Source organism: Flavipsychrobacter stenotrophus (assembly GCF_002954265.1).
GTDB classification, from domain to species: domain Bacteria; phylum Bacteroidota; class Bacteroidia; order Chitinophagales; family Chitinophagaceae; genus Flavipsychrobacter; species Flavipsychrobacter stenotrophus.
The window spans coordinates 740499-758732 of record NZ_PPSL01000002.1 but is presented as its reverse complement, the minus strand read 5'-3'; the positions used below and the strand labels follow the sequence as shown (position 1 = coordinate 758732).

The 18234-nt window shown below is 42.7% G+C and carries 20 protein-coding genes; 16 read left to right on the top strand and 4 right to left on the bottom strand.

What is annotated here, in order from left to right:
* The first annotated feature begins 68 nt into the window (after window positions 1-68).
* The 3 genes from CJD36_RS08490 (at window position 69) to CJD36_RS08480 (ending at window position 3807) form a co-directional block, all read left to right on the top strand.
* Window positions 69-518 (top strand): GNAT family N-acetyltransferase, encoded by a 450-nt coding sequence (locus CJD36_RS08490; RefSeq protein WP_105038701.1) that lies wholly within the window; start codon window positions 69-71, stop codon window positions 516-518.
* 297 nt (window positions 519-815) lie between these two features.
* The gene (locus CJD36_RS08485; protein ID WP_133162557.1) at window positions 816-1370 is read left to right on the top strand and encodes a hypothetical protein; all 555 of its coding nucleotides are present in this window, start codon (window positions 816-818) and stop codon (window positions 1368-1370) included.
* Entirely contained in the window at window positions 1354-3807 is a 2454-nt protein-coding gene (locus tag CJD36_RS08480; RefSeq protein WP_205685574.1) for a heavy metal translocating P-type ATPase, read from the top strand. The genes CJD36_RS08485 and CJD36_RS08480 overlap by 17 nt, the downstream gene beginning before the upstream one ends.
* A gap of 93 nt (window positions 3808-3900) precedes the next feature.
* Here the strand turns inward: CJD36_RS08480 and CJD36_RS08475 are convergent, their stop codons facing one another.
* Window positions 3901-4284, bottom strand: a complete 384-nt coding sequence (locus CJD36_RS08475; protein WP_105038699.1) for a hypothetical protein — start codon at window positions 4282-4284, stop codon at window positions 3901-3903.
* Window positions 4285-4469: 185 nt separating this feature from the next.
* Here CJD36_RS08475 and CJD36_RS08470 point away from each other — a divergent pair, with 185 nt between their 5' ends.
* The 10 genes from CJD36_RS08470 to CJD36_RS08425 all read left to right on the top strand — a co-directional run bounded on the left by CJD36_RS08470 (window position 4470) and on the right by CJD36_RS08425 (window position 13958).
* Window positions 4470-4682, top strand: coding sequence for a DUF2158 domain-containing protein (locus CJD36_RS08470; protein WP_105038698.1), 213 nt, complete (start codon window positions 4470-4472; stop codon window positions 4680-4682).
* Window positions 4683-4832: 150 nt separating this feature from the next.
* A complete protein-coding gene (ccoS, locus tag CJD36_RS08465; protein WP_105038697.1) occupies window positions 4833-4991 on the top strand; it encodes a cbb3-type cytochrome oxidase assembly protein CcoS in 159 nt (52 codons plus the stop codon).
* 23 nt (window positions 4992-5014) lie between these two features.
* The gene (gene ccoN, locus CJD36_RS08460; RefSeq protein WP_105038696.1) at window positions 5015-7168 is read left to right on the top strand and encodes a cytochrome-c oxidase, cbb3-type subunit I; all 2154 of its coding nucleotides are present in this window, start codon (window positions 5015-5017) and stop codon (window positions 7166-7168) included.
* A gap of 3 nt (window positions 7169-7171) precedes the next feature.
* Complete coding sequence (locus CJD36_RS08455; protein WP_105038695.1) at window positions 7172-7345, top strand: CcoQ/FixQ family Cbb3-type cytochrome c oxidase assembly chaperone; 174 nt, start codon at window positions 7172-7174, stop codon at window positions 7343-7345.
* Window positions 7346-7365: 20 nt separating this feature from the next.
* Window positions 7366-8529, top strand: a complete 1164-nt coding sequence (locus CJD36_RS08450) for a cbb3-type cytochrome c oxidase N-terminal domain-containing protein (protein ID WP_105038694.1) — start codon at window positions 7366-7368, stop codon at window positions 8527-8529.
* A gap of 10 nt (window positions 8530-8539) precedes the next feature.
* The gene (gene ccoG / locus CJD36_RS08445) at window positions 8540-9949 is read left to right on the top strand and encodes a cytochrome c oxidase accessory protein CcoG (RefSeq protein ID WP_105038693.1); all 1410 of its coding nucleotides are present in this window, start codon (window positions 8540-8542) and stop codon (window positions 9947-9949) included.
* 12 nt (window positions 9950-9961) lie between these two features.
* Window positions 9962-10408, top strand: a complete 447-nt coding sequence (locus tag CJD36_RS08440; protein ID WP_105038692.1) for a FixH family protein — start codon at window positions 9962-9964, stop codon at window positions 10406-10408.
* On the top strand, window positions 10405-11112 hold the full coding sequence (locus CJD36_RS08435) for a sulfite exporter TauE/SafE family protein (RefSeq protein WP_105038691.1): 708 nt from the start codon (window positions 10405-10407) through the stop codon (window positions 11110-11112). The genes CJD36_RS08440 and CJD36_RS08435 overlap by 4 nt, the downstream gene beginning before the upstream one ends.
* Window positions 11113-11179: 67 nt before the next feature.
* On the top strand, window positions 11180-12895 hold the full coding sequence (locus tag CJD36_RS08430) for a sensor histidine kinase (RefSeq protein WP_105038690.1): 1716 nt from the start codon (window positions 11180-11182) through the stop codon (window positions 12893-12895).
* A 4-nt stretch (window positions 12896-12899) separates the two neighbouring features.
* Complete coding sequence (locus CJD36_RS08425) at window positions 12900-13958, top strand: response regulator (RefSeq protein WP_105038689.1); 1059 nt, start codon at window positions 12900-12902, stop codon at window positions 13956-13958.
* Between the two features lie 87 nt (window positions 13959-14045).
* Here CJD36_RS08425 and folE read toward each other — a convergent pair whose 3' ends face one another.
* Window positions 14046-14747: a GTP cyclohydrolase I FolE gene (gene folE, locus CJD36_RS08420; RefSeq protein ID WP_105038688.1), complete on the bottom strand. Its 702-nt coding sequence runs from the start codon at window positions 14745-14747 to the stop codon at window positions 14046-14048.
* The gene (locus CJD36_RS08415; protein WP_105038687.1) at window positions 14710-15123 is read right to left on the bottom strand and encodes a 6-pyruvoyl trahydropterin synthase family protein; all 414 of its coding nucleotides are present in this window, start codon (window positions 15121-15123) and stop codon (window positions 14710-14712) included. The genes folE and CJD36_RS08415 overlap by 38 nt, the downstream gene beginning before the upstream one ends.
* Window positions 15124-15370: 247 nt before the next feature.
* Here CJD36_RS08415 and CJD36_RS08410 point away from each other — a divergent pair, with 247 nt between their 5' ends.
* The 3 genes from CJD36_RS08410 (at window position 15371) to CJD36_RS22970 (ending at window position 16739) form a co-directional block, all read left to right on the top strand.
* Window positions 15371-15796 carry a hypothetical protein gene (locus CJD36_RS08410; RefSeq protein WP_105038686.1) on the top strand — a complete coding sequence of 142 codons (426 nt, stop codon included), beginning with the start codon at window positions 15371-15373 and terminating at the stop codon, window positions 15794-15796.
* A gap of 211 nt (window positions 15797-16007) precedes the next feature.
* Window positions 16008-16334: a hypothetical protein gene (locus CJD36_RS08405; protein WP_105038685.1), complete on the top strand. Its 327-nt coding sequence runs from the start codon at window positions 16008-16010 to the stop codon at window positions 16332-16334.
* A 72-nt stretch (window positions 16335-16406) separates the two neighbouring features.
* The gene (locus CJD36_RS22970; RefSeq protein ID WP_133162556.1) at window positions 16407-16739 is read left to right on the top strand and encodes a hypothetical protein; all 333 of its coding nucleotides are present in this window, start codon (window positions 16407-16409) and stop codon (window positions 16737-16739) included.
* Window positions 16740-17591: 852 nt separating this feature from the next.
* Here the strand turns inward: CJD36_RS22970 and CJD36_RS08395 are convergent.
* The gene (locus CJD36_RS08395; protein WP_105038683.1) at window positions 17592-18116 is read right to left on the bottom strand and encodes a hypothetical protein; all 525 of its coding nucleotides are present in this window, start codon (window positions 18114-18116) and stop codon (window positions 17592-17594) included.
* Window positions 18117-18234: the final 118 nt, after the last annotated feature.

Here is an 18234-nt window from a genome sequence, read left to right as displayed (position 1 = left end):
TATAGTGATTTTCCTTTTTAGCGGTTAGCGTTGAAAATATTAAAATTAAATGATAAAAATAAGCCTCCATGATAAATTTAAAGAGGACCGACTCTTCCAACAACGACTTTCGCATACTTGTTGCCGCGCTTGATAAGGACCTGGCTATAAGAGATGGTGCCGACCATTCCTTCTTTGCCCAATTCAATAAGATAGACCTGATAAAGCATGTGGTTGTAGCCTACGCCGATAACCTGCCGGTAGGTTGCGGGGCAATAAAGGAATATACGGCAGATACTATGGAGGTAAAGCGTATGTTTGTACCTGTTAAAAAAAGAGGTCGGGGTATTGCGTCTTTGATACTTCGGGAATTGGAAGCCTGGGCAAAGGAAATGAACTACAGAAAGTGCATACTGGAAACCGGCGAAAAGCAACCAGAAGCCATAAAACTATATAAAAAGAATGCATACACCGTCATTCCCAACTACGGTCAATATGCGGATATAGAGAGCAGTGTGTGCTTCGAAAAATCAATTTAATAGTTTCTTATTAGTTTTTGGTAACACATATTACTGACCAAGATCATTTCTCTCTCTGCTTACCATTACCCTGTTACGGGGAAGGCACATCTACATTTGCCTAAGAAGACCAATCGCCCTGCCTTTGCCATGTAACATAATACCGATATAGATTTTCTGTAGATTTTGTATGTGGCAACAATGGGGTGCACGAGTTGTTAATGGTAACTTTTACTGAAAGTATGTCAAGTCAATAGCTGATGTAAATCATTTTTCACCAGCATATAGCACTATACCTTCGATAAAAATATGATAAGCATGGCCGTAAAGATATATGAGGAGTATAAAAACATAGCATTGAAGCCCTTTGCGGAAAAACTGCAATCAGAGTATTACAACGCTATTGAAATATCGTGTGCTGCTTCAAAATTGCAATGTGAAAAGATAAAGAGCATCGAAATTTCTGAATCTCCCCTACAATATGCTGTTTTATGTCTGAACGTGATCGCTGAAATTGAAAAACACGTGAGCAATAGGAAGCAAATTTATATGCCTTACGTGCATACGCTTACTGAGAAAGTGAGGGACAGCCATGATTGTACCAATTGTTCCGGTTCATGTAAGATCAATCACAACATGCACATCCTTGATCTGAATGCTACCAATGAGGAAATGACCAAGGTGCTATCGAGGTTACAACTGTCAACATTGCCTTTATACTCAGAAACAATGTACCCTGACGCTTACAGGGTGCTCCGCTCCAACATGACGATGCTGGAAACAAACCTTACCGAACTTTTTTTCCTGGAGAATAACTACCTCATACCCAAGATCGCTGAAGCTCAAAAGAACATAAATGCAGGTAATAGATGAAATTAATATAGTCAGAGAAAATGTACGCAGCAAGGCAATGCCGGTGTGCTATCATTGTGGTTTAAACTGCCTCACTAATAGCATAGCTGTAGACAACAAGTACTTTTGCTGCGACGGATGTAAGCTGGTTTATGAGATCATTGATAACAATGGCCTTTGCGATTACTACAAACTGCAATCACATCCCGGTGTTGCTCAGATAAAGCCGGTAAGGAATGATAAGTATTCCTTTTTAGATAACGAAGCAATTAGCAACAAGCTATTCCAGTTTACTAACGGCGACCTCACTATTGTAACACTTTATATACCTTCTATTCATTGTAGCTCTTGTATGTGGCTGCTGGAGCACCTTAACAGGGTAGATAGCGGTATTATTGAAAGCCGCATCAGCTTTACAGCTAAAGAAGTAAGTATCCATTTCTATAGGAAAAAGATCAGCTTCCGCAAGGTCGTAGAGTTGCTGACGACTATAGGGTATGAACCTTACATAAGTTTTGATGATACCAATGTAAAAGAGGCAAAATCATTCAACCGCCAACGCCTTATAAAATTGGGTGTGGCAGGTTTCTGCTTTGGCAATATTATGATGATGAGTTTTCCCGAGTACTTGTCGGGTAAAGCGGGTTTAGATGCCCAGTACTCATATCTGTTCAGGTATTTGAATCTCTTGTTGTCGCTTCCGGTATTCCTATATGCAGCCACCGAATTCTATTCCACCGCATGGAGTGGTCTTAAACAGAAGATACTTAATATTGATGCGCCTATAGTACTCGCTATCATCATCACTTTCTCACGTAGTGTTTATGAGATAGTTACCAATACAGGAGCGGGTTATCTTGACAGCATGAGTGGGATTGTGTTCTTTATGCTGGCTGGTAGAATAGTGCAGGAAAGAACGTACAAGTCCTTGTCGTTTACAAGGGACTACAAATCTTATTTCCCTATTGCTGTTAATGTAAGTACACCTGCGGGTATTGTGAGTACCCAGTTGCAAGACCTGAAAGAGAAAGACATTGTAATGCTGCATCATGATGAGATCATACCTGCAGATTCAATAGTGCTGAATGACAATGCGCTGATCGATTACAGCTTTGTATCCGGTGAGGCAAGCGCAGTAAGGGTAAAAGCGGGCGAAACAGTGTATGCCGGGGGGCGGCAAACGGGCGAAGAGCTGATCATACAGGTTGTGAAACCAATAGCGGCCAGTTATCTAACCTCGCTCTGGAACCATTATGCATTTAAGAAGGATAAGGCAGACAGCAACGATAAAATAAGTGTCATCCATATTCTGAGCAAGTACTTTACAGTTATATTGTTCAGCCTGGCCATTATTACTGCGGCTTATTGGTACTATCACGATCCGTCTAAGATCATTAATGCGGTATCGGCTATGCTTATAGTGGCTTGCCCATGTGCGCTGTTACTGTCTTCTACATTTACCAACAGTAACATTCTCAGAATATTTGGGCTTAACGGTCTTTATCTGCGCGATGCCACAGTAATAGAGCAAATTGCCGACACCAACGATATTGTTTTTGATAAAACGGGTACAATTACCAATAGCAGCAACAGCCAGGTAATTGTTTCCGGTCATCAGCTCAGTGAACAGCAGAAAGACATTGTATATAGTGTGGTAAGGCAAAGTAATCATCCTAATAGTAAAGCAATAGCAGAATGGTTAGGCGATAGAAACACTGTTCCTTTGAGTAACTGGTCGGAAACACCCGGGAAAGGACTGGCGGCAAAATACGGCAGTTATAATGTAATTGTGGGCTCTGGTGATTTTACAGGAGTCGACACAAATGTTGCAACAGATAATGCAACAGTCTACATAAAGATAGACGGACAGTTAACGTCAGTTCATCTGAACCCTGTCTTTAGAAATGCAGTACCTGCACTTATCTGGAAGTTGAGAGAAAGGTATTCGCTCTCTTTGTTGTCGGGAGATAACGATAAGCAAAAGGCAAAAATGGAGGAGTTGTTTGGCAAGAAATGCAGTCTTCTGTTTAAGCAAAAGCCTATTGATAAGCTTAACTATATACAATCATTACAAAACAAGAGTAGGAAGGTAATGATGATAGGTGACGGACTGAATGATGCGGGTGCGCTACAGCAGAGCAATGTAGGTATTACCCTGGCAGATGATATCAACAACTTTACTCCAGCCTGCGATGCAATATTTGATGCAGGTAAAATGAATTTGTTCGCTTCATTGTTAGATCTCGCCCGATTGTCGGGTACGTTTGTGAAGATCAGCTTTGTTGTATCTATTCTTTATAACATCGCCGGCCTGTACTTTGCTATGCAGGGGCTGATGAAGCCAATGCTGGCGGCTATTCTTATGCCTTGCAGTACCATTAGTATTGTTATCATATCAAGCGGATTGAGTAACCTCATAGCCTGGCGCAAGGGTTTGACAGTTGCATCATTGAAGTAGAACTTTACTTGTTTTTATTGATAAAATTACAATGGCCCCGTCTCTCCGGGGCCATTAGAATTATTGGTTTATTTTGATCCTGATCAAAATTTATTACATCCACTTTTCGGCAAACTTGCGGAAAGAATGAATAAGTTCGATCATTACTTTTTCTTCATCTTCAGCACGGTTTCCAAGTGCTGTATGGTCGGTTAACAACTGTCCATCTATATATCCGGCAGAAGAGCTTTGGGCTGCCCTGCTTATTGCGCCAATATTCAAATGAATGTCATGTGCGATCGCGTCGATGTTGTCTGATTGAATTCTGAACTGATTTTCGAAGTGCTCTACGTCTTTGGCAATCTCATTTGTTGTGTTTTTTCCGGCTATCTCGGTCAGTATTCCTTTCTGGATGGTTATTTCTGTTTTGTAGAAATTGAGATTCCTTAACCACTGGTTGTGCATGTTACTTACATGGCTGATGTTTATTTTAGTCATTTGATTATTATTTGTACAAATGTAGACCTATGTTGCCCTGCTATACATGACACCCGTCATGCCGGGTAATGATCTGTATATCTGGCCTGCCATTGCATTGTCTCAATGATAAGGAACACTTTGGCTGCTGACCATGATCAATTTTGTCCTTTACTCTGCCGATTACTTTTACAAAAAAGAGTTTTATGGAACTTCAGCTTAATCCGGGCGATAAGGTTCGGCTTATATCGGGTGGTCCGGTAATGACGGTGCGGGGCAAGCACTACGATGTGCTGGTAAATGAATACAGCCCCAATATGATAGACTGCATATGGTTTGCTAAAAACAATGAAGGCAGGGAGCAGGCGCACTATTGCCCTTTCCAGATGGAGGAATTGATAATGGCAAAACATGGATGATCACTTGTTTTATAGTACTTACATCCACTTGTCTTACTCACTTAGTCAATAGGTTTCGCACTACATGATTATAATCATCTTTCCATTTGAGCATGGTCATAAAACACCCCTCCATTACCAGATAGTTTTGTAGCTGTTAAAACAGTAAATATGAGCGCATTAATTGTTCTGGTCCTTATTAGTTTGTTAGTAGCCGGAACCTTTCTGGGAGCCTTCATCTGGAGTATTTATGATGATCAGTACAGCGACAAAGAAGGCGCAGCTATGAGAATGCTATTTGACGAAGAATTCGAGACAAAAAATAAATAAATAATAACACAAAAACCAGGAGTATGGAGTTAGATGCAAATGTGTCTTTACAAAACGATAAGTTTTTCTATGACAACAAAACTGTAAAATGGTTTGCCTATGCCACCATTATTTGGGGAGTGGTTGGTATGCTCGCGGGTATACTTGCGGCATTCCAGTTAGTATTTCCTGTGCTTAACATGAATATGGCTGCAACAACCTTTGGTAGGGTAAGGCCGGTCCACACCAACGCTATCATCTTTGCGTTTGTGGGTAATGGTATTTTCATGGGTGTTTATTATTCTTTGCAACGCCTCTGTAAAGCCAGGATGTTTAGCGATAAGCTGAGCAAATTTCACTTCTGGGGTTGGCAGTCTATTATAGTGCTGGCGGCCATAACGCTTCTTGCCGGTTATACATCCGGTAAAGAGTATGCCGAACTGGAATGGCCGATAGATATTCTTATAGCACTTGTATGGGTAGCATTCGGTTGGAACATGTTTGGTACTATATTAAAAAGGCGCGAACGCCACCTGTATGTTGCTATCTGGTTCTATATAGCCACGTTCGTTACAGTTGCTATGCTCCACATAGTTAACTCAATAGAGCTTCCATTTTCAATGATGAAGTCTTACTCCTGGTATGCCGGTGTACAGGACGCCCTGGTACAATGGTGGTATGGCCACAATGCGGTTGCGTTCTTCCTCACTACTCCATATCTGGGTTTGATGTATTACTTCCTGCCTAAGGCAGCAAACAGGCCGGTTTATTCTTATAGGTTGTCTATTATTCACTTCTGGGCACTTATATTCCTGTATATCTGGGCAGGTCCTCACCACTTGTTATATACAGCATTGCCCGATTGGGCACAGTCATTAGGTACCGTTTTCTCCATCATGCTTTTGGCGCCATCATGGGGTGGTATGCTCAACGGTTTGTTTACCCTCCGTGGTGCATGGGATAAAGTAAGAGAAGATCCTGTTCTTAAATTTATGGTAGTTGCTGTTACCGCATATGGTATGGCTACTTTCGAAGGACCAATGCTGAGTCTGAAGAGCGTTAACGCTATCAGTCACTTTACAGACTGGACCATTGCACACGTTCACGTAGGTGCGCTGGGTTGGAACGGCTTCCTCACATTTGGTATCCTTTACTACCTGATCCCGAAAATATTCCGTACTAAGTTATATTCCGTAAAGCTGGCCAACAGGCACTTCTGGATAGGTACACTCGGTATAGTATTCTATGTGGTTCCTATGTATTGGGCTGGCTTTATGCAGAGCCTGGCATGGAAGGAGTTTACTCCGGAGGGCACACTTAAATATCAATTTCTGGATACTGTTAAGCAAATGCAGCCTTTCTATGCAATGCGTGGTGTAGGTGGTGTGTTATTCCTTTTTGGTGCGCTTATCATGTGTTACAACTTGTATAAGACCGTGAAGGCCGGTAATGTACTAAACGAAGAACCCGCCGAAGCAGCACCACTTAGTAAGGTATATGTTGCTCACAGCACACAGCACTGGCACAGATGGATAGAACGTCGTCCTATACAGTTGCTTGTAATCAGTCTTATAGTAGTGGCTATAGGTGGTATGATAGAGATGATACCGACCTTTATGGTAAAATCAAACATACCAACAATTGCTAGTGTAAAACCATATACTCCGCTTGAACTGCAAGGTAGAGACATATATGTACGTGAAGGTTGTTACTTATGTCATAGCCAAATGATACGCCCTTTCAGAAGTGAGGTTGTTCGTTACGGTGAATATTCAAAAGCAGGTGAGTTTGTTTATGATCATCCTTTCCAGTGGGGTAGTAAACGTACCGGTCCCGATCTGGCTAGAATAGGTGGTAAATATCCTGATAGCTGGCACTTCAACCACATGTACGAACCGGGCAGTATTTCTCCGGGCACTATCATGCCTAACTATCCTTGGCTGTTCAAAAATAATCTGGATACGGCTATAACTGGAGCAAAGATCCGCGCAATGATAACGCTGGGTGTTCCTTATGCGGCTGGTTATGACAGAATTGCCAACGATGAGCTCATGAAGCAGGCCAACGGTATAGCAGCCAACCTGGCTAAGGATAAAATAACCATCAAGAGCGACAAGGAGATCATTGCATTGATCGCATACCTCCAGAGAGTTGGTACTGATATCAAGCGCGAACAAAAAGTCACCCCTAATAATTAAACAATGAAATTCATACACTATCTGGAGCATATTACTGGCGTGGGCATATACCCGCTTACCTCGCTCACTATATTCTTCGTGTTTTTCGCAGCCATGGCAACATGGTCTGCGAGAGCCGATAAGAAATACATAGAAGAGTTGAAGAACATACCATTTCCCGAAAAGAACAATCAATAATTTTCAAAGACAACAGGCATATGCATTTACATAAAAAAGCGGTCGTTTTTTCTGCAATAGGCGCAATGTTACTTCCTCAGTTGAGTTTAGCAGCAACTACCGCGTCAGACGATAAAGGAATAGGGTACAACATGACGTTATTGTGTCTTGTTGGGTTAGTATTGATCCTGTTGTTTGTAATAGGAATGCTGTCCAACACCCTGCGCCAGCTCACATTTGTAGTTAGGGAGAAGAATAAGAAGGAAAAGCAGGGTTCATCTATTGCTGCTAAGACAATGTTGCTGTTGCTTTTCATCTTCACTTCAGCTACTAGCTTTGCTGCTATCGAACCCGCCGCAGAAGCCGCTGTAGCGCCCAAGGTGACCAGTATCAGTGGTATTCCTGTAAACGATTTCTACGCTCTGGTTGGTTTGATCACTTTGGAGTTAGTTATAGTGTTCGCATTGACCATCATCATTAATATCCTGCTTAGGGTTATCAGGGATGTTCCGGAGCTGCAGGCGAAAGCCCGCGCTATTGCTAAGAAGAGTTGGTTCTGGGACAAGTTCAACAGTGCTGCATCTATCGAGAAGGAAAAGGATATTTTGCTCGATCATAACTACGACGGCATTATGGAGTTGGATAATGCATTGCCTCCATGGTGGATCTATGGTTTCTATATCACTATCCTGGTGGGTATCGTATACATCTATCGTTTCCATGTATCTCACGACGGGCAAAGCCAATTGGAAGAATATACTACTGAAATGGTTCAGGGTGAGGCAGACAAGGCTGCATACCTTGCTAAATCAGCCAACAACGTTGATGAAGCTACAGTAACATTGCTCAGTGATCCTGCGGCTATTGCAGCGGGTAGGGAAACATTCGTAAAGAATTGTGCGCCTTGTCACCTGGCAGACGGTGGCGGTACGGTAGGGCCTAACCTTACAGATGAATACTGGCTACATGGCGGCGGGCTAAAAGACATCTTCAAGTCTGTTAAGTACGGCTGGCAGGATAAGGGTATGAAGAGCTGGAAAGATGACCTGTCTCCTAAACAGATGCAGGAAGTTGCAAGCTTTATTAAGACACTTAAAGGAACGCATCCGCTTACGCCAAAGGCGCCGCAGGGTGAGTTATACATAGAAACAACACCAAAAGAGACTAAGGATAGTGCGGCAGTTCAGCCGGTAGCGGGTAAATAAGAATAGTACCATGAGTGAGCAAATAGATATTAAGTCGTCTTTTCGTGATAAGGTGGCAACGATCGATAAGAAGGGGAAAAGAGTGTGGATATTTGCACAACAACCCAAAGGTAGGTTTTATACGCTGCGTACAGCATTTACAGCTTTTTACCTGCTTTTGTTTTTCGGATTGCCGTTTCTCAAGTATAAAGGACATCCGTTATTTCTAATAAACATCCTGGAGAGGAAATTCATCCTCTTCGGGCAAATATTCTGGCCGCAGGATTTCTTCATCTTCGCCTTGGGTATGATCGTGTTCATTGTTTTTATAGCATTGTTCACAGTTGTCTTTGGTAGGGTGTTCTGTGGTTGGGCCTGTCCGCAGACCATCTTTATGGAGATGGTCTTCCGGCGTATTGAATATCTTATAGAAGGCACTGCTGCTGAGCAGAAGATATTGGAAAGATCTCCGTGGGATACGAATAAGATCCTTAGGAAAGGGAGCAAATGGTTGGCTTTCTGGATGGTTAGTTTTCTCATAGCCAATACATTCCTTTCTTACATCATTGGCGTTTCTGAGATGTATAAGATGATCTCTGAGTCATTTGCGCTGCATGTAGGCACATTTGTTTCTCTGGTCACTTTTACAACAGTCTTCTTCTTTGTTTACCTGTGGATGCGCGAACAGATATGCACTGTTATCTGTCCGTATGGCCGTATGCAGGGTGTACTGCTCGATCGTAATTCTATGATCGTTGCTTACGATTATAAGAGAGGCGAAACAAGAGCTAAATTCCGCAAGAGTGAAGAGCGTACGGCCGGCGATTGCATAGATTGCGAGCAATGCGTAAAGGTTTGCCCTACCGGCATAGATATACGTAATGGCACTCAATTGGAATGTGTCAACTGCACCGCATGTATTGATGCCTGCGACAGGATGATGGAGGCAGTGAACCTGCCGAAGGGCCTGATAAGAATGGCCTCTGAAAATAACATTGCCAAAAACAGGCCATGGGTATTTACGGTGAAGATGAAGGCTTATAGCTTCGTTATGTGCCTGTTGCTGGGTGTGTTGGTATGGTTGTTAGCCAGCCGCACCGATGTTGGTATTACGTTGTTGCGGACTCCTGGTCAGTTGTATCAGGAGCAGCCTCATAATGAATTGAGCAATCTGTATAACTACAAAATGCTCAATAAAACGTTCGAGGAAAAGGAGATAACATTGGTTCCCGAGAACTTTAAGGGGTATATAAAGCTGGTTGGTGAAACAAGGCTTAAAATTCCTAAAGATGGTATTGTCGCCGGCAGCATGTTTGTCTATCTCGACAAGAGCTCCGTTAGGCAGAGAACTACTAAGTTAAAGATAGGTGTCTATGAGCATGGTAAGAAGATAAGCACCATTACAACATCATTCTTGGGGCCATTTAATGACGGTAATTAAAACAACACTTTTATGAAAATTGGATGGGGATGGAAAATAGGCGGACTGTACGGTGTATTTGTAGTCCTGATAGTAGGACTGGTGGTTGCAAGCAGCCGTCAGAAGATAGATCTTGTATCTAAAGATTATTACAAAGACGAGATCGCATACCAGGGTGTGCTGGATGCCAGTAAAAACCAGGCGAACCTGGCAGGTGAACTATCTGTTCATGCCAATGCAAGTGAAGTGATAATAGACTTCCCGGCAGAGTTCAGTAAGGCCGATCTTAAGGGTGATGTCAATTTTTATTCTGCGGCTAACCAGGATTGGGATAAGAATTTTACCATTACTACCAGCAACAATAAGTTGGTGATACCAAGAACCGGATTGATGCCAACAAAGTACACCGTTAAGGTGCGTTATAGCGCCAATGGTCAGAATTTTTATTACGAAGCCGAACTAAATCTGCATACATCATGAGTGGCGGTTTAGCAGTAGCGTTATTAATGGGTTTTACCGGTAGCCTGCATTGCGCGGGTATGTGCGGTCCTATAATGATGTTCCTGCCTTTTCACCAATTTAAAGGTGCACGTAAAGTTGCAGCAATTGGCCTCTATCACCTGGCGCGTATATCGGTCTATGCGCTAATGGCATTCATCATTTATTCTTTTCGCGATAGTTTTAATCCCCGCATACAGCAGTACATTTCAATGGGTTTGGGTAGTTTACTCCTGGCAGCGGGCATTGCTACCTTCATTCCTCTCGGACTTAAGCTACAAATAAAACTGCCGTGGACCGAATTTACCAAGCGTATGCTCAGTCGATTTATCGGGCAGCCCGATATGCCGTCTATAGCTATGTCAGGACTCCTCAATGGTATGTTGCCTTGCGGGCTTGTGTACATGATGCTTTCTGCTGTTATGGTGCTGCACTCTCCTTTAGAGGCGGTTTCATTTGCTTACTTTTTCGGTATGGGCACCATGCCTATGCTGGTAAGTATTATTCTGTTCAGGAGCAAGCTAAATTTTGGCAAGGCAAATGCTTTTAAGGCACTCACACCAATATTTGTATTTGGCTTCGGTTGTCTCTTCCTGCTTAGAGGCTTAAATCTCGATATTCCTTATCTCAGTCCCAAGGTACAGGTTACAAACGGTGAGATTCACTCCTGCTGTCATAAAAAATGATCTCAAGCAGCACGAATCCTGACGACGGTCATTTTTCAACACATAAATCCCTGCGACATTTATCCATATGGCCGCTAAGCATACAGACAAGAAGATTACTTCTTCTTTAGAGGATTTTACCTTACATTTAAGCATGCCGTTTACTACGTTAGACAATGATACTTTCCATGCGCTTTTCAATTATGCCAGTATTGGTATTTTGATAACTAATGCCTCCGGAGATATCCAGATGGCTAATAAGCATATAGAGCAACAATTTGGGTATGAAGAGGGTGGGCTGATCGGCAAAAAAGTAGAAGTACTTATTCCCAAACGCTACGAAACAAAGCATGTAAAGCATAGAGAAAATTTTAGTGGCAATCCTCACAGTCGCCCTATGGGCCTGGGCATGGAACTATCCGGACTAAGAAAAAACGGTACTGAATTTCCTGTAGAAGTTAGCCTGGGACATTATAAGATCGGTGAGGATAGCTATTCCCTCGCATTCATTAATGATATTACCCAGCGTAAGGAGACCGAGCAGGCCATCATACAGCTAAATACCCACCTCGAAGAAAAGGTTAAAGAAGGCTCGCAGTCGCTGGCCATTACCGTAGAGCAGTTGGGCAACCAGATAAAGGAAACAGAAAGAAAGGATGCGGAGCTGGAGCGGGTCAATACCTTTTTAAACAACATTTGGAACCATGCCGGTGCCATTATATTCGTCTCAGACAAAGAAGGGGTGCTGCAGTTCTTCAATCCGGCTGCCGAAAAGTGGCTGGGCTATTCTGCTTCAGAAGCTATTGGTAAGCTAAATGTTGCGGACTTCCATCTTAAAGAAGAGCTGGCGCAGAAAGCGGAGGAATTTACTGCTATCTCTGGCAAAGCTGTTGCGCCGGGTTTCGATGTGTTTATAACGGCAATGACCATTGGCCGGGACAACAATCAGGAGTGGCACTACATAAGAAAAGATGGCAGTGTCTTTTTTGTTTCGTTGAATATTACACAGCTCAAAGACGCTCAGAATAATGTGTCTGGCTTCCTGGGTATAGCCATTGACATTTCAGAGAAGAAGAAAGCAGAAACAGAATTGCGTGCGGCTTTCGAAAAAGAAAAGGAACTGAATGAATTGAAGTCGCGCTTTGTTTCTATGGCATCGCATGAGTTCAGAACGCCGCTGAGCGCCGTTTTATCTTCCGCCTATCTGCTTTCCCGCTACATGAAAAGCGAAGAGCAGCCACAACGCGAAAAACATATACAACGAATAGTATCTTCAGTGACCTCACTTACCGAGATTCTGAACGACTTCCTGTCTGTTGGTAAAATAGAAGAAGGGAATATACACCCCAACTATCAGCAGTACGATATAAAAGAGCAGATAGATGAAGTAATACAAGAGGTACATCATTTGTTGAAGAAAGAGCAAACGATAAACTACACTCATATTGGCGCAGAGGCAGCAGTGATGCTCGATCCGTCAATGATAAAACATATCGTCATCAACCTGCTTTCTAACGCCATAAAATTCTCTGGAGAAGGATCGGTGATCGACCTGGTCACAGAAACAAATACCGGCCGAATGGTACTGTCAGTTGCCGATCATGGTATTGGCATTCCCGACGAAGATAAAGACAGCTTGTCTAAGCGCTTCTTCAGGTCGTCTAATGTTACCAATATACAGGGTACCGGTCTGGGGTTGCATATAGTAAGTAAATATGCCGAGTTGATGAATGGCAAGGTGGTATGCGAAAGTAAACTCGGAGAGGGTACCAAATTCACCATTACTTTTCCTAATAATAAATAGAAAAATGAAAACAATTCTCATAATAGAAGATAACGAAGACATCAGGGAAAATGTAGAAGAGATCCTTACGCTTTCAGACTACAAAGTACTTACAGCTGCTAATGGCAAGGAAGGGGTAGATGTGGCACAAAAGAACATGCCCGATCTCATCATCTGCGATATCATGATGCCGGGAATAGACGGCTATGGTGTATTGCATGTGCTCCACAAAGACCCTGCTACTCAAAATATCCCTTTTATCTTTCTTACCTCAAAAAGTGAACGCAGCGACTTCAGGGCTGCTATGGAGATGGGTGCTGATGACTACATCACCAAGCCATTTTCTGGTAATGAATTGCTGAATGCTATAGAAAGCAGGTTAAAGAAAAATGACATCATCAGGAAGACACTGTCGGCAGATATGCAGGGTTTGAATGAATTGCGTGCAAGCCTGGATAATAACAAAACACTTGAAAGCCTTACCGAAGAAAGCAACAGCAATAACTACCGGAAACGCCAGGTTATCTACAAGCAGGGCAATAATCCCCATTACCTTTTCTACATCATGAAGGGTAAGGTTAAGACCTACAAGACTCACGAAGACGGTAAAGACCTGGTAATAGACCTGTACAACGAGGGCGACTTTTTTGGGTACACGTCGCTTATAGAAAACACCGTTTATAACGAAACCGCAGAGGCAATAGAAGAAACAGAACTTACGCTCATACCACGTAAAGATTTTGAGGACCTGTTGAACACCAATCCTGCTATTTCGCGCAAGCTTATATCATTGCTCTCTAAAAACGTCATAGCCAAAGAAGATCACCTTTTGGGCATCGCCTACAATACACTTCGCAAAAAGGTAGCTGGTGCATTGATAGCCATGCAGAAGAAATACCATACAGATAAAAAAGAACCCTTTACGATCGACATCAGCCGCGAAGAGCTGGCCACCATTGCCGGCACCGCTACAGAGTCGCTCATAAGAACACTTAGCGACTTCAAAAGCGAGAACCTCATCGACATCAAAACCGGTAAGATCATTATTGTTGACGAAAAGAAACTGGTTAATCTGATAAGGTAGGGTAGTTTTATTGCCCCTCAAGCTTACCAACAACAAAGCCCGGCATTGCTGCCGGGCTTTTCCATCCTCTCTACCGTCCACCATTATTTATTTCAAGTGATGTAAAAATTCGTTTCTTACTTTTTCCTCATTGAATTGACCGCCATAAAACGAGGTGATGGTGGCAGATGCCGCATCTTTGATACCGCGAGATGATACACACATATGCTTTGCGTCTATGATCACCGCTACATCTTCCGTGCCCAGCATTTCCTGTAGTTCCATACCTATCTGCATGGTTAGGCGCTCCTGCACCTGCGGCCTTTTGGCAAAATACTGTACTATGCGGTTCAGCTTAGACAGTCCTACTACCTTGCCCGACGAGAAGTACGCCACATGCGCCTGTCCGTAGATAGGCACAAAATGATGCTCGCAGTTACTAAAGAAAGTGATGTCTTTCTCTATTAGCATCTGGTTGTAGCCATACTTGTTGTCAAACAGGGCTATGGCAGGTTTGTTAGCAGGGTCCAGTCCCGAGAATATCTCTTTGATATACATCTTGGCTACCCGGTGTGGTGTGCCTTTCAGGCTGTCATCCGTAAGATCCAGACCCAGCGTATGCATTATTTCGCGGAAGTGATATGCTATAGTACTTATCTTTTCCTGCTCGCTCATTTCAAAAGCATCAGCCCTCATGGGGGTTGCTACGGTTGTGTAGATATGGTCGTCGCCCATCTGGTCGTAGTTGGCTTCATCATCTTCATCCAACTCCTTACGCGGGATACTCAACAAAGTTTCGTTCTGTTTCATAAAGAAATATTTTCACCTCAGCTCGGGCGTCTATTTTTTGTCTTAATACATTATAAATGGCTATGGCCACATTCTCGGTAGTTGGGTTAATGCCCTGCATCATCTCCACATCCAGATTCATATTTCTATGATCAAATTCCTCTATGACAAAGGTCTTTATGATGTCTGATAGCTGCTTGGTATCTATTACAAATCCAGTCACCTTATCTACTTCCCCTGTTACCTTTACCACCAGGTCATAATTATGGCCGTGGTAGTTTTCGTTGTTGCACTTGCCATACAGGCGCTTGTTCTCTTCGTCAGGCAGATCAGGGTTATGCAATCTGTGAGCAGAATTGAAGTGCTCTTTTCGGTAAATAGCTATTCTCTCTGCCATGCGCTCATTTATTACACAACAAAAGTAGGTTCTATTTTGTTTAATATTTTATAACAAATATCAAACAAAACAATTGCCTTATAGGGAAAAAGTATAATTAGATGCTTAGGGAGTGCAAGTTTTCTACGCTGTGGGGCAATTTTCTATAAGTTATTGGAGCGCTGAAGCGGAACAGTCTGAGTATATGTGCTTTTCATTACAAGAGTTCTTAGTATCTTGGTGAAGGGTTAAAACAATACGGAGCTCAATGGCTAAAAAGATAATTATACTTATTATAATAGGGACAATTGCCTATTTGGCTTTCGGTTGGTTCATCTTCGATTATCTCTTAGGTGCCTACACAGATATGAATACTACTCAGATCCCCGGGTTTAAGAAAACTGCAGATCAGTTCAGTATGCCGTATCTGGTAATTTCTTGTGCGGCCTATTCTGCATTGATAGTGTTCGTTCTGGTATATTTGACCAAGACTACAAACGTTATCAAGGGCATAATTACGGGTGCTGTAATAGGCGTTTTAGTAGCAATAATGGCCAACTCATATTGGCTGGCATCAAGCAATTTTTATAATAATATATATGTTGCTGCTGCCGATGTTACGGCGGCAGCTATTTCAGTTGGGTTCCTGGGTTTTATTATAACGGTAGTAGGTAATAGAATTTCGGTTCAATAACCCATTATTTCCAGTTTTAAGAACGCCGCATGAAAAACCAATGCAAAGAAAATAAAATGAGTGCAGCTGCGGATAGGCAAAAACAACCCGAAGCCATACAACCCTATAAAAATGAATGGGTACATCATTATTCATAGCTATGCTCAATATGCCGGTGTTGAAACCAGCGTTTGTTTTGAGAAGGTATTGAGGTAGGATTAAAAAAAAAATTATGCATATTGAACCTATTGAAAATGAACAAGCAGATCTGGGTAATTCCCGGTTGGCATATATTCTGGGTACCACGTCTCTTGTGGTTGCTCTGTGTACTTTGGCATTGCTCTTTATAGGCATATTCATTAGCCTTGCTACCGGTTTATGTGCCTTAGTGTTGTGTAGTCGCGATGTCTATTTTTATAAAACATATCCGGGACGCTTTACACTATCATCCTACAAGCAATCCAGAAGTGCCCGTCGGCGAGCAATAGTTGGGCTACTCATCACAGTTATCTGGTTAACTATTTGGGCTGTAAATTATGGCAAGGATGGGTTGAATTAGGCCGGAAGTACCTCATTTTTCTACCAGGTCCGAAGCGTCCGCTGCGTCTGGGTAAATGCAGACCCTCAAGTGTTGAAACGTGATAAAACAGGTCTGAAAGACCGAAATATAATAGCCCGGGGTGTAGCCCCGGGTATTAAAAAAGGAAGTGGACCTAGCCCTGAAGGGGCGAAAGAAGTTACATTATATGGGGAGTTTGTTACAGATAATGAAGTTTCGAACACTTGTGATGCAGACACCCGCTTGGAAAAAACATATCCACAGAAAATCACCCATCTCAAACCCTTTCCCACAGGGCATTTCAGCCATTTTTTATTCAAATTTTGTGAATATCTTTATTTTAAAGATTCAATTCCTCACATTAAATTGCATTCAATTCAGGAAAATTTCCTGTATGCTCTTTGACATATGGACCCTAATCAACACCTTACGCAGGGGCAGAACAGCTTCTGCCCGTCTACAGAAATATGCTTTGAGATCTTTTGATCCTATGGATCTTGGTTCAGCCAACCGATTGGCGGAAACACTGCGGAAAAGTGCAGAAAAACTGCGGAAAACTGCGGAAACTGGCGGTTTTAAAAAACCGCCAAAACCCTTAACCAGATAACTATCCAGAGGAAACGAGCCCAAAAAAACTGCCGGAAACACAGAAAAACCACCACTGGCGGAAACACAAAAATATCTTTGAGAAAACACCGCTCTCCGCCCTTCCGCTCTCGCTCTCACCTTATCGGGCACGATCGGGCATAACCCAAAATCACAACCACATGAAAGCCAAACAATTAACCCCAACTCCATGCCCGATTAGTTTTTATTTTTCATCGGGCATACTCCAGAAAACGCCTGTTGTCGGTCTCTGACCGACTACCATCGGGCCGGCTCTCTTTAGTTTCGCTAAGACGTCATTGGCAGGGGTTATTCGGGTTGCCCCGCAATCATTATCCAATGACAGTCACCACGCGATAGCGTGGACTTTTAGCGCTCCCTTCTCCTTTGGAGAAGGGCTGGGGTTGAGGCCCTGTTATTGGCAGTCTCGCATCGGGCCGGTTCTCTTTGAGACACCGCTCTCCGCTCTCCGCTCTTTCGCTCCCGCTCTCATTTATCGGGCACGATCGGGCATAACCCAAAATCACAACCACATGAAAAACAATAAATTAACCTCCAATCCATGCCCGATTAGATTTTATTTTTCATCGGGCATCAGTGAAATAAAACTGCCGTAAACAAAAAAGCCACCACGTTTCAAGGGCACATACTCTACTTTGTCTTCTGCCCGTTGGGGTAGTCAAATTTCAGGCTTTCCAGATCCATTTGCCGGGTTTTTGCATTCCGTTTAAAATGAATAGTACAATTATGCTGTGGCTTAAACTCGTTGAACCTCACAATAATGAATTCTGATTTGTCGCGCTCGGGCCACCCTACTACGTTCAGGTACACCAGAGTCTTACGATAAGACAACTTGTTTTGTGCTGCCTCGCTGGTTATTAATACCGTAGTTATGCCTTCTATAGTATGGGGTAGCTTAATGTTGGGCATATCAACATTCTTGCCGATGAACAAAGTGTCAGGGCGTACAACACCATTTACGTATACAGCTTTGATATACTCACTAATGGCATTTACATAGGCCGTGGTATGGTCAGTCGTATGATTGGATCTATTCGTTCTGTCCGGCCTGTGAACATTTTTAGCCGTCGAGGACTTAGACTGGGAATATCCATCTGGTACAAGAAAGATACCAGTTGAAAGGAGAATAAGAGCAATGCGCGCGATCAATTTCATAAACAGAGGTTTTGTTGCTGATCAATTGGTTGTTGGAACAACCGAATTTAATCATTTATATGTTTGGAAGATAAATTACCGGACCTAATCAAGCATTCCTTAAACGCCTATAAGCTCT

Excerpts from the sequence above, each read along its gene's own strand:
- CJD36_RS08490 (WP_105038701.1), top strand. The coding sequence starts at position 69 with ATGATAAATTTAAAGAGGACCGACTCTTCCAACAACGACTTTCGCATA.
- CJD36_RS08485 (WP_133162557.1), top strand. The coding sequence starts at position 816 with ATGGCCGTAAAGATATATGAGGAGTATAAAAACATAGCATTGAAGCCC.
- CJD36_RS08480 (WP_205685574.1), top strand. The coding sequence starts at position 1,354 with ATGCAGGTAATAGATGAAATTAATATAGTCAGAGAAAATGTACGCAGC.
- CJD36_RS08475 (WP_105038699.1), bottom strand. The coding sequence starts at position 4,284 with ATGACTAAAATAAACATCAGCCATGTAAGTAACATGCACAACCAGTGG.
- CJD36_RS08470 (WP_105038698.1), top strand. The coding sequence starts at position 4,470 with ATGGAACTTCAGCTTAATCCGGGCGATAAGGTTCGGCTTATATCGGGT.
- ccoS (WP_105038697.1), top strand. The coding sequence starts at position 4,833 with ATGAGCGCATTAATTGTTCTGGTCCTTATTAGTTTGTTAGTAGCCGGA.
- ccoN (WP_105038696.1), top strand. The coding sequence starts at position 5,015 with ATGGAGTTAGATGCAAATGTGTCTTTACAAAACGATAAGTTTTTCTAT.
- CJD36_RS08455 (WP_105038695.1), top strand. The coding sequence starts at position 7,172 with ATGAAATTCATACACTATCTGGAGCATATTACTGGCGTGGGCATATAC.
- CJD36_RS08450 (WP_105038694.1), top strand. The coding sequence starts at position 7,366 with ATGCATTTACATAAAAAAGCGGTCGTTTTTTCTGCAATAGGCGCAATG.
- ccoG (WP_105038693.1), top strand. The coding sequence starts at position 8,540 with ATGAGTGAGCAAATAGATATTAAGTCGTCTTTTCGTGATAAGGTGGCA.
- CJD36_RS08440 (WP_105038692.1), top strand. The coding sequence starts at position 9,962 with ATGAAAATTGGATGGGGATGGAAAATAGGCGGACTGTACGGTGTATTT.
- CJD36_RS08435 (WP_105038691.1), top strand. The coding sequence starts at position 10,405 with ATGAGTGGCGGTTTAGCAGTAGCGTTATTAATGGGTTTTACCGGTAGC.
- CJD36_RS08430 (WP_105038690.1), top strand. The coding sequence starts at position 11,180 with ATGGCCGCTAAGCATACAGACAAGAAGATTACTTCTTCTTTAGAGGAT.
- CJD36_RS08425 (WP_105038689.1), top strand. The coding sequence starts at position 12,900 with ATGAAAACAATTCTCATAATAGAAGATAACGAAGACATCAGGGAAAAT.
- folE (WP_105038688.1), bottom strand. The coding sequence starts at position 14,747 with ATGAAACAGAACGAAACTTTGTTGAGTATCCCGCGTAAGGAGTTGGAT.
- CJD36_RS08415 (WP_105038687.1), bottom strand. The coding sequence starts at position 15,123 with ATGGCAGAGAGAATAGCTATTTACCGAAAAGAGCACTTCAATTCTGCT.
- CJD36_RS08410 (WP_105038686.1), top strand. The coding sequence starts at position 15,371 with ATGGCTAAAAAGATAATTATACTTATTATAATAGGGACAATTGCCTAT.
- CJD36_RS08405 (WP_105038685.1), top strand. The coding sequence starts at position 16,008 with ATGCATATTGAACCTATTGAAAATGAACAAGCAGATCTGGGTAATTCC.
- CJD36_RS08395 (WP_105038683.1), bottom strand. The coding sequence starts at position 18,116 with ATGAAATTGATCGCGCGCATTGCTCTTATTCTCCTTTCAACTGGTATC.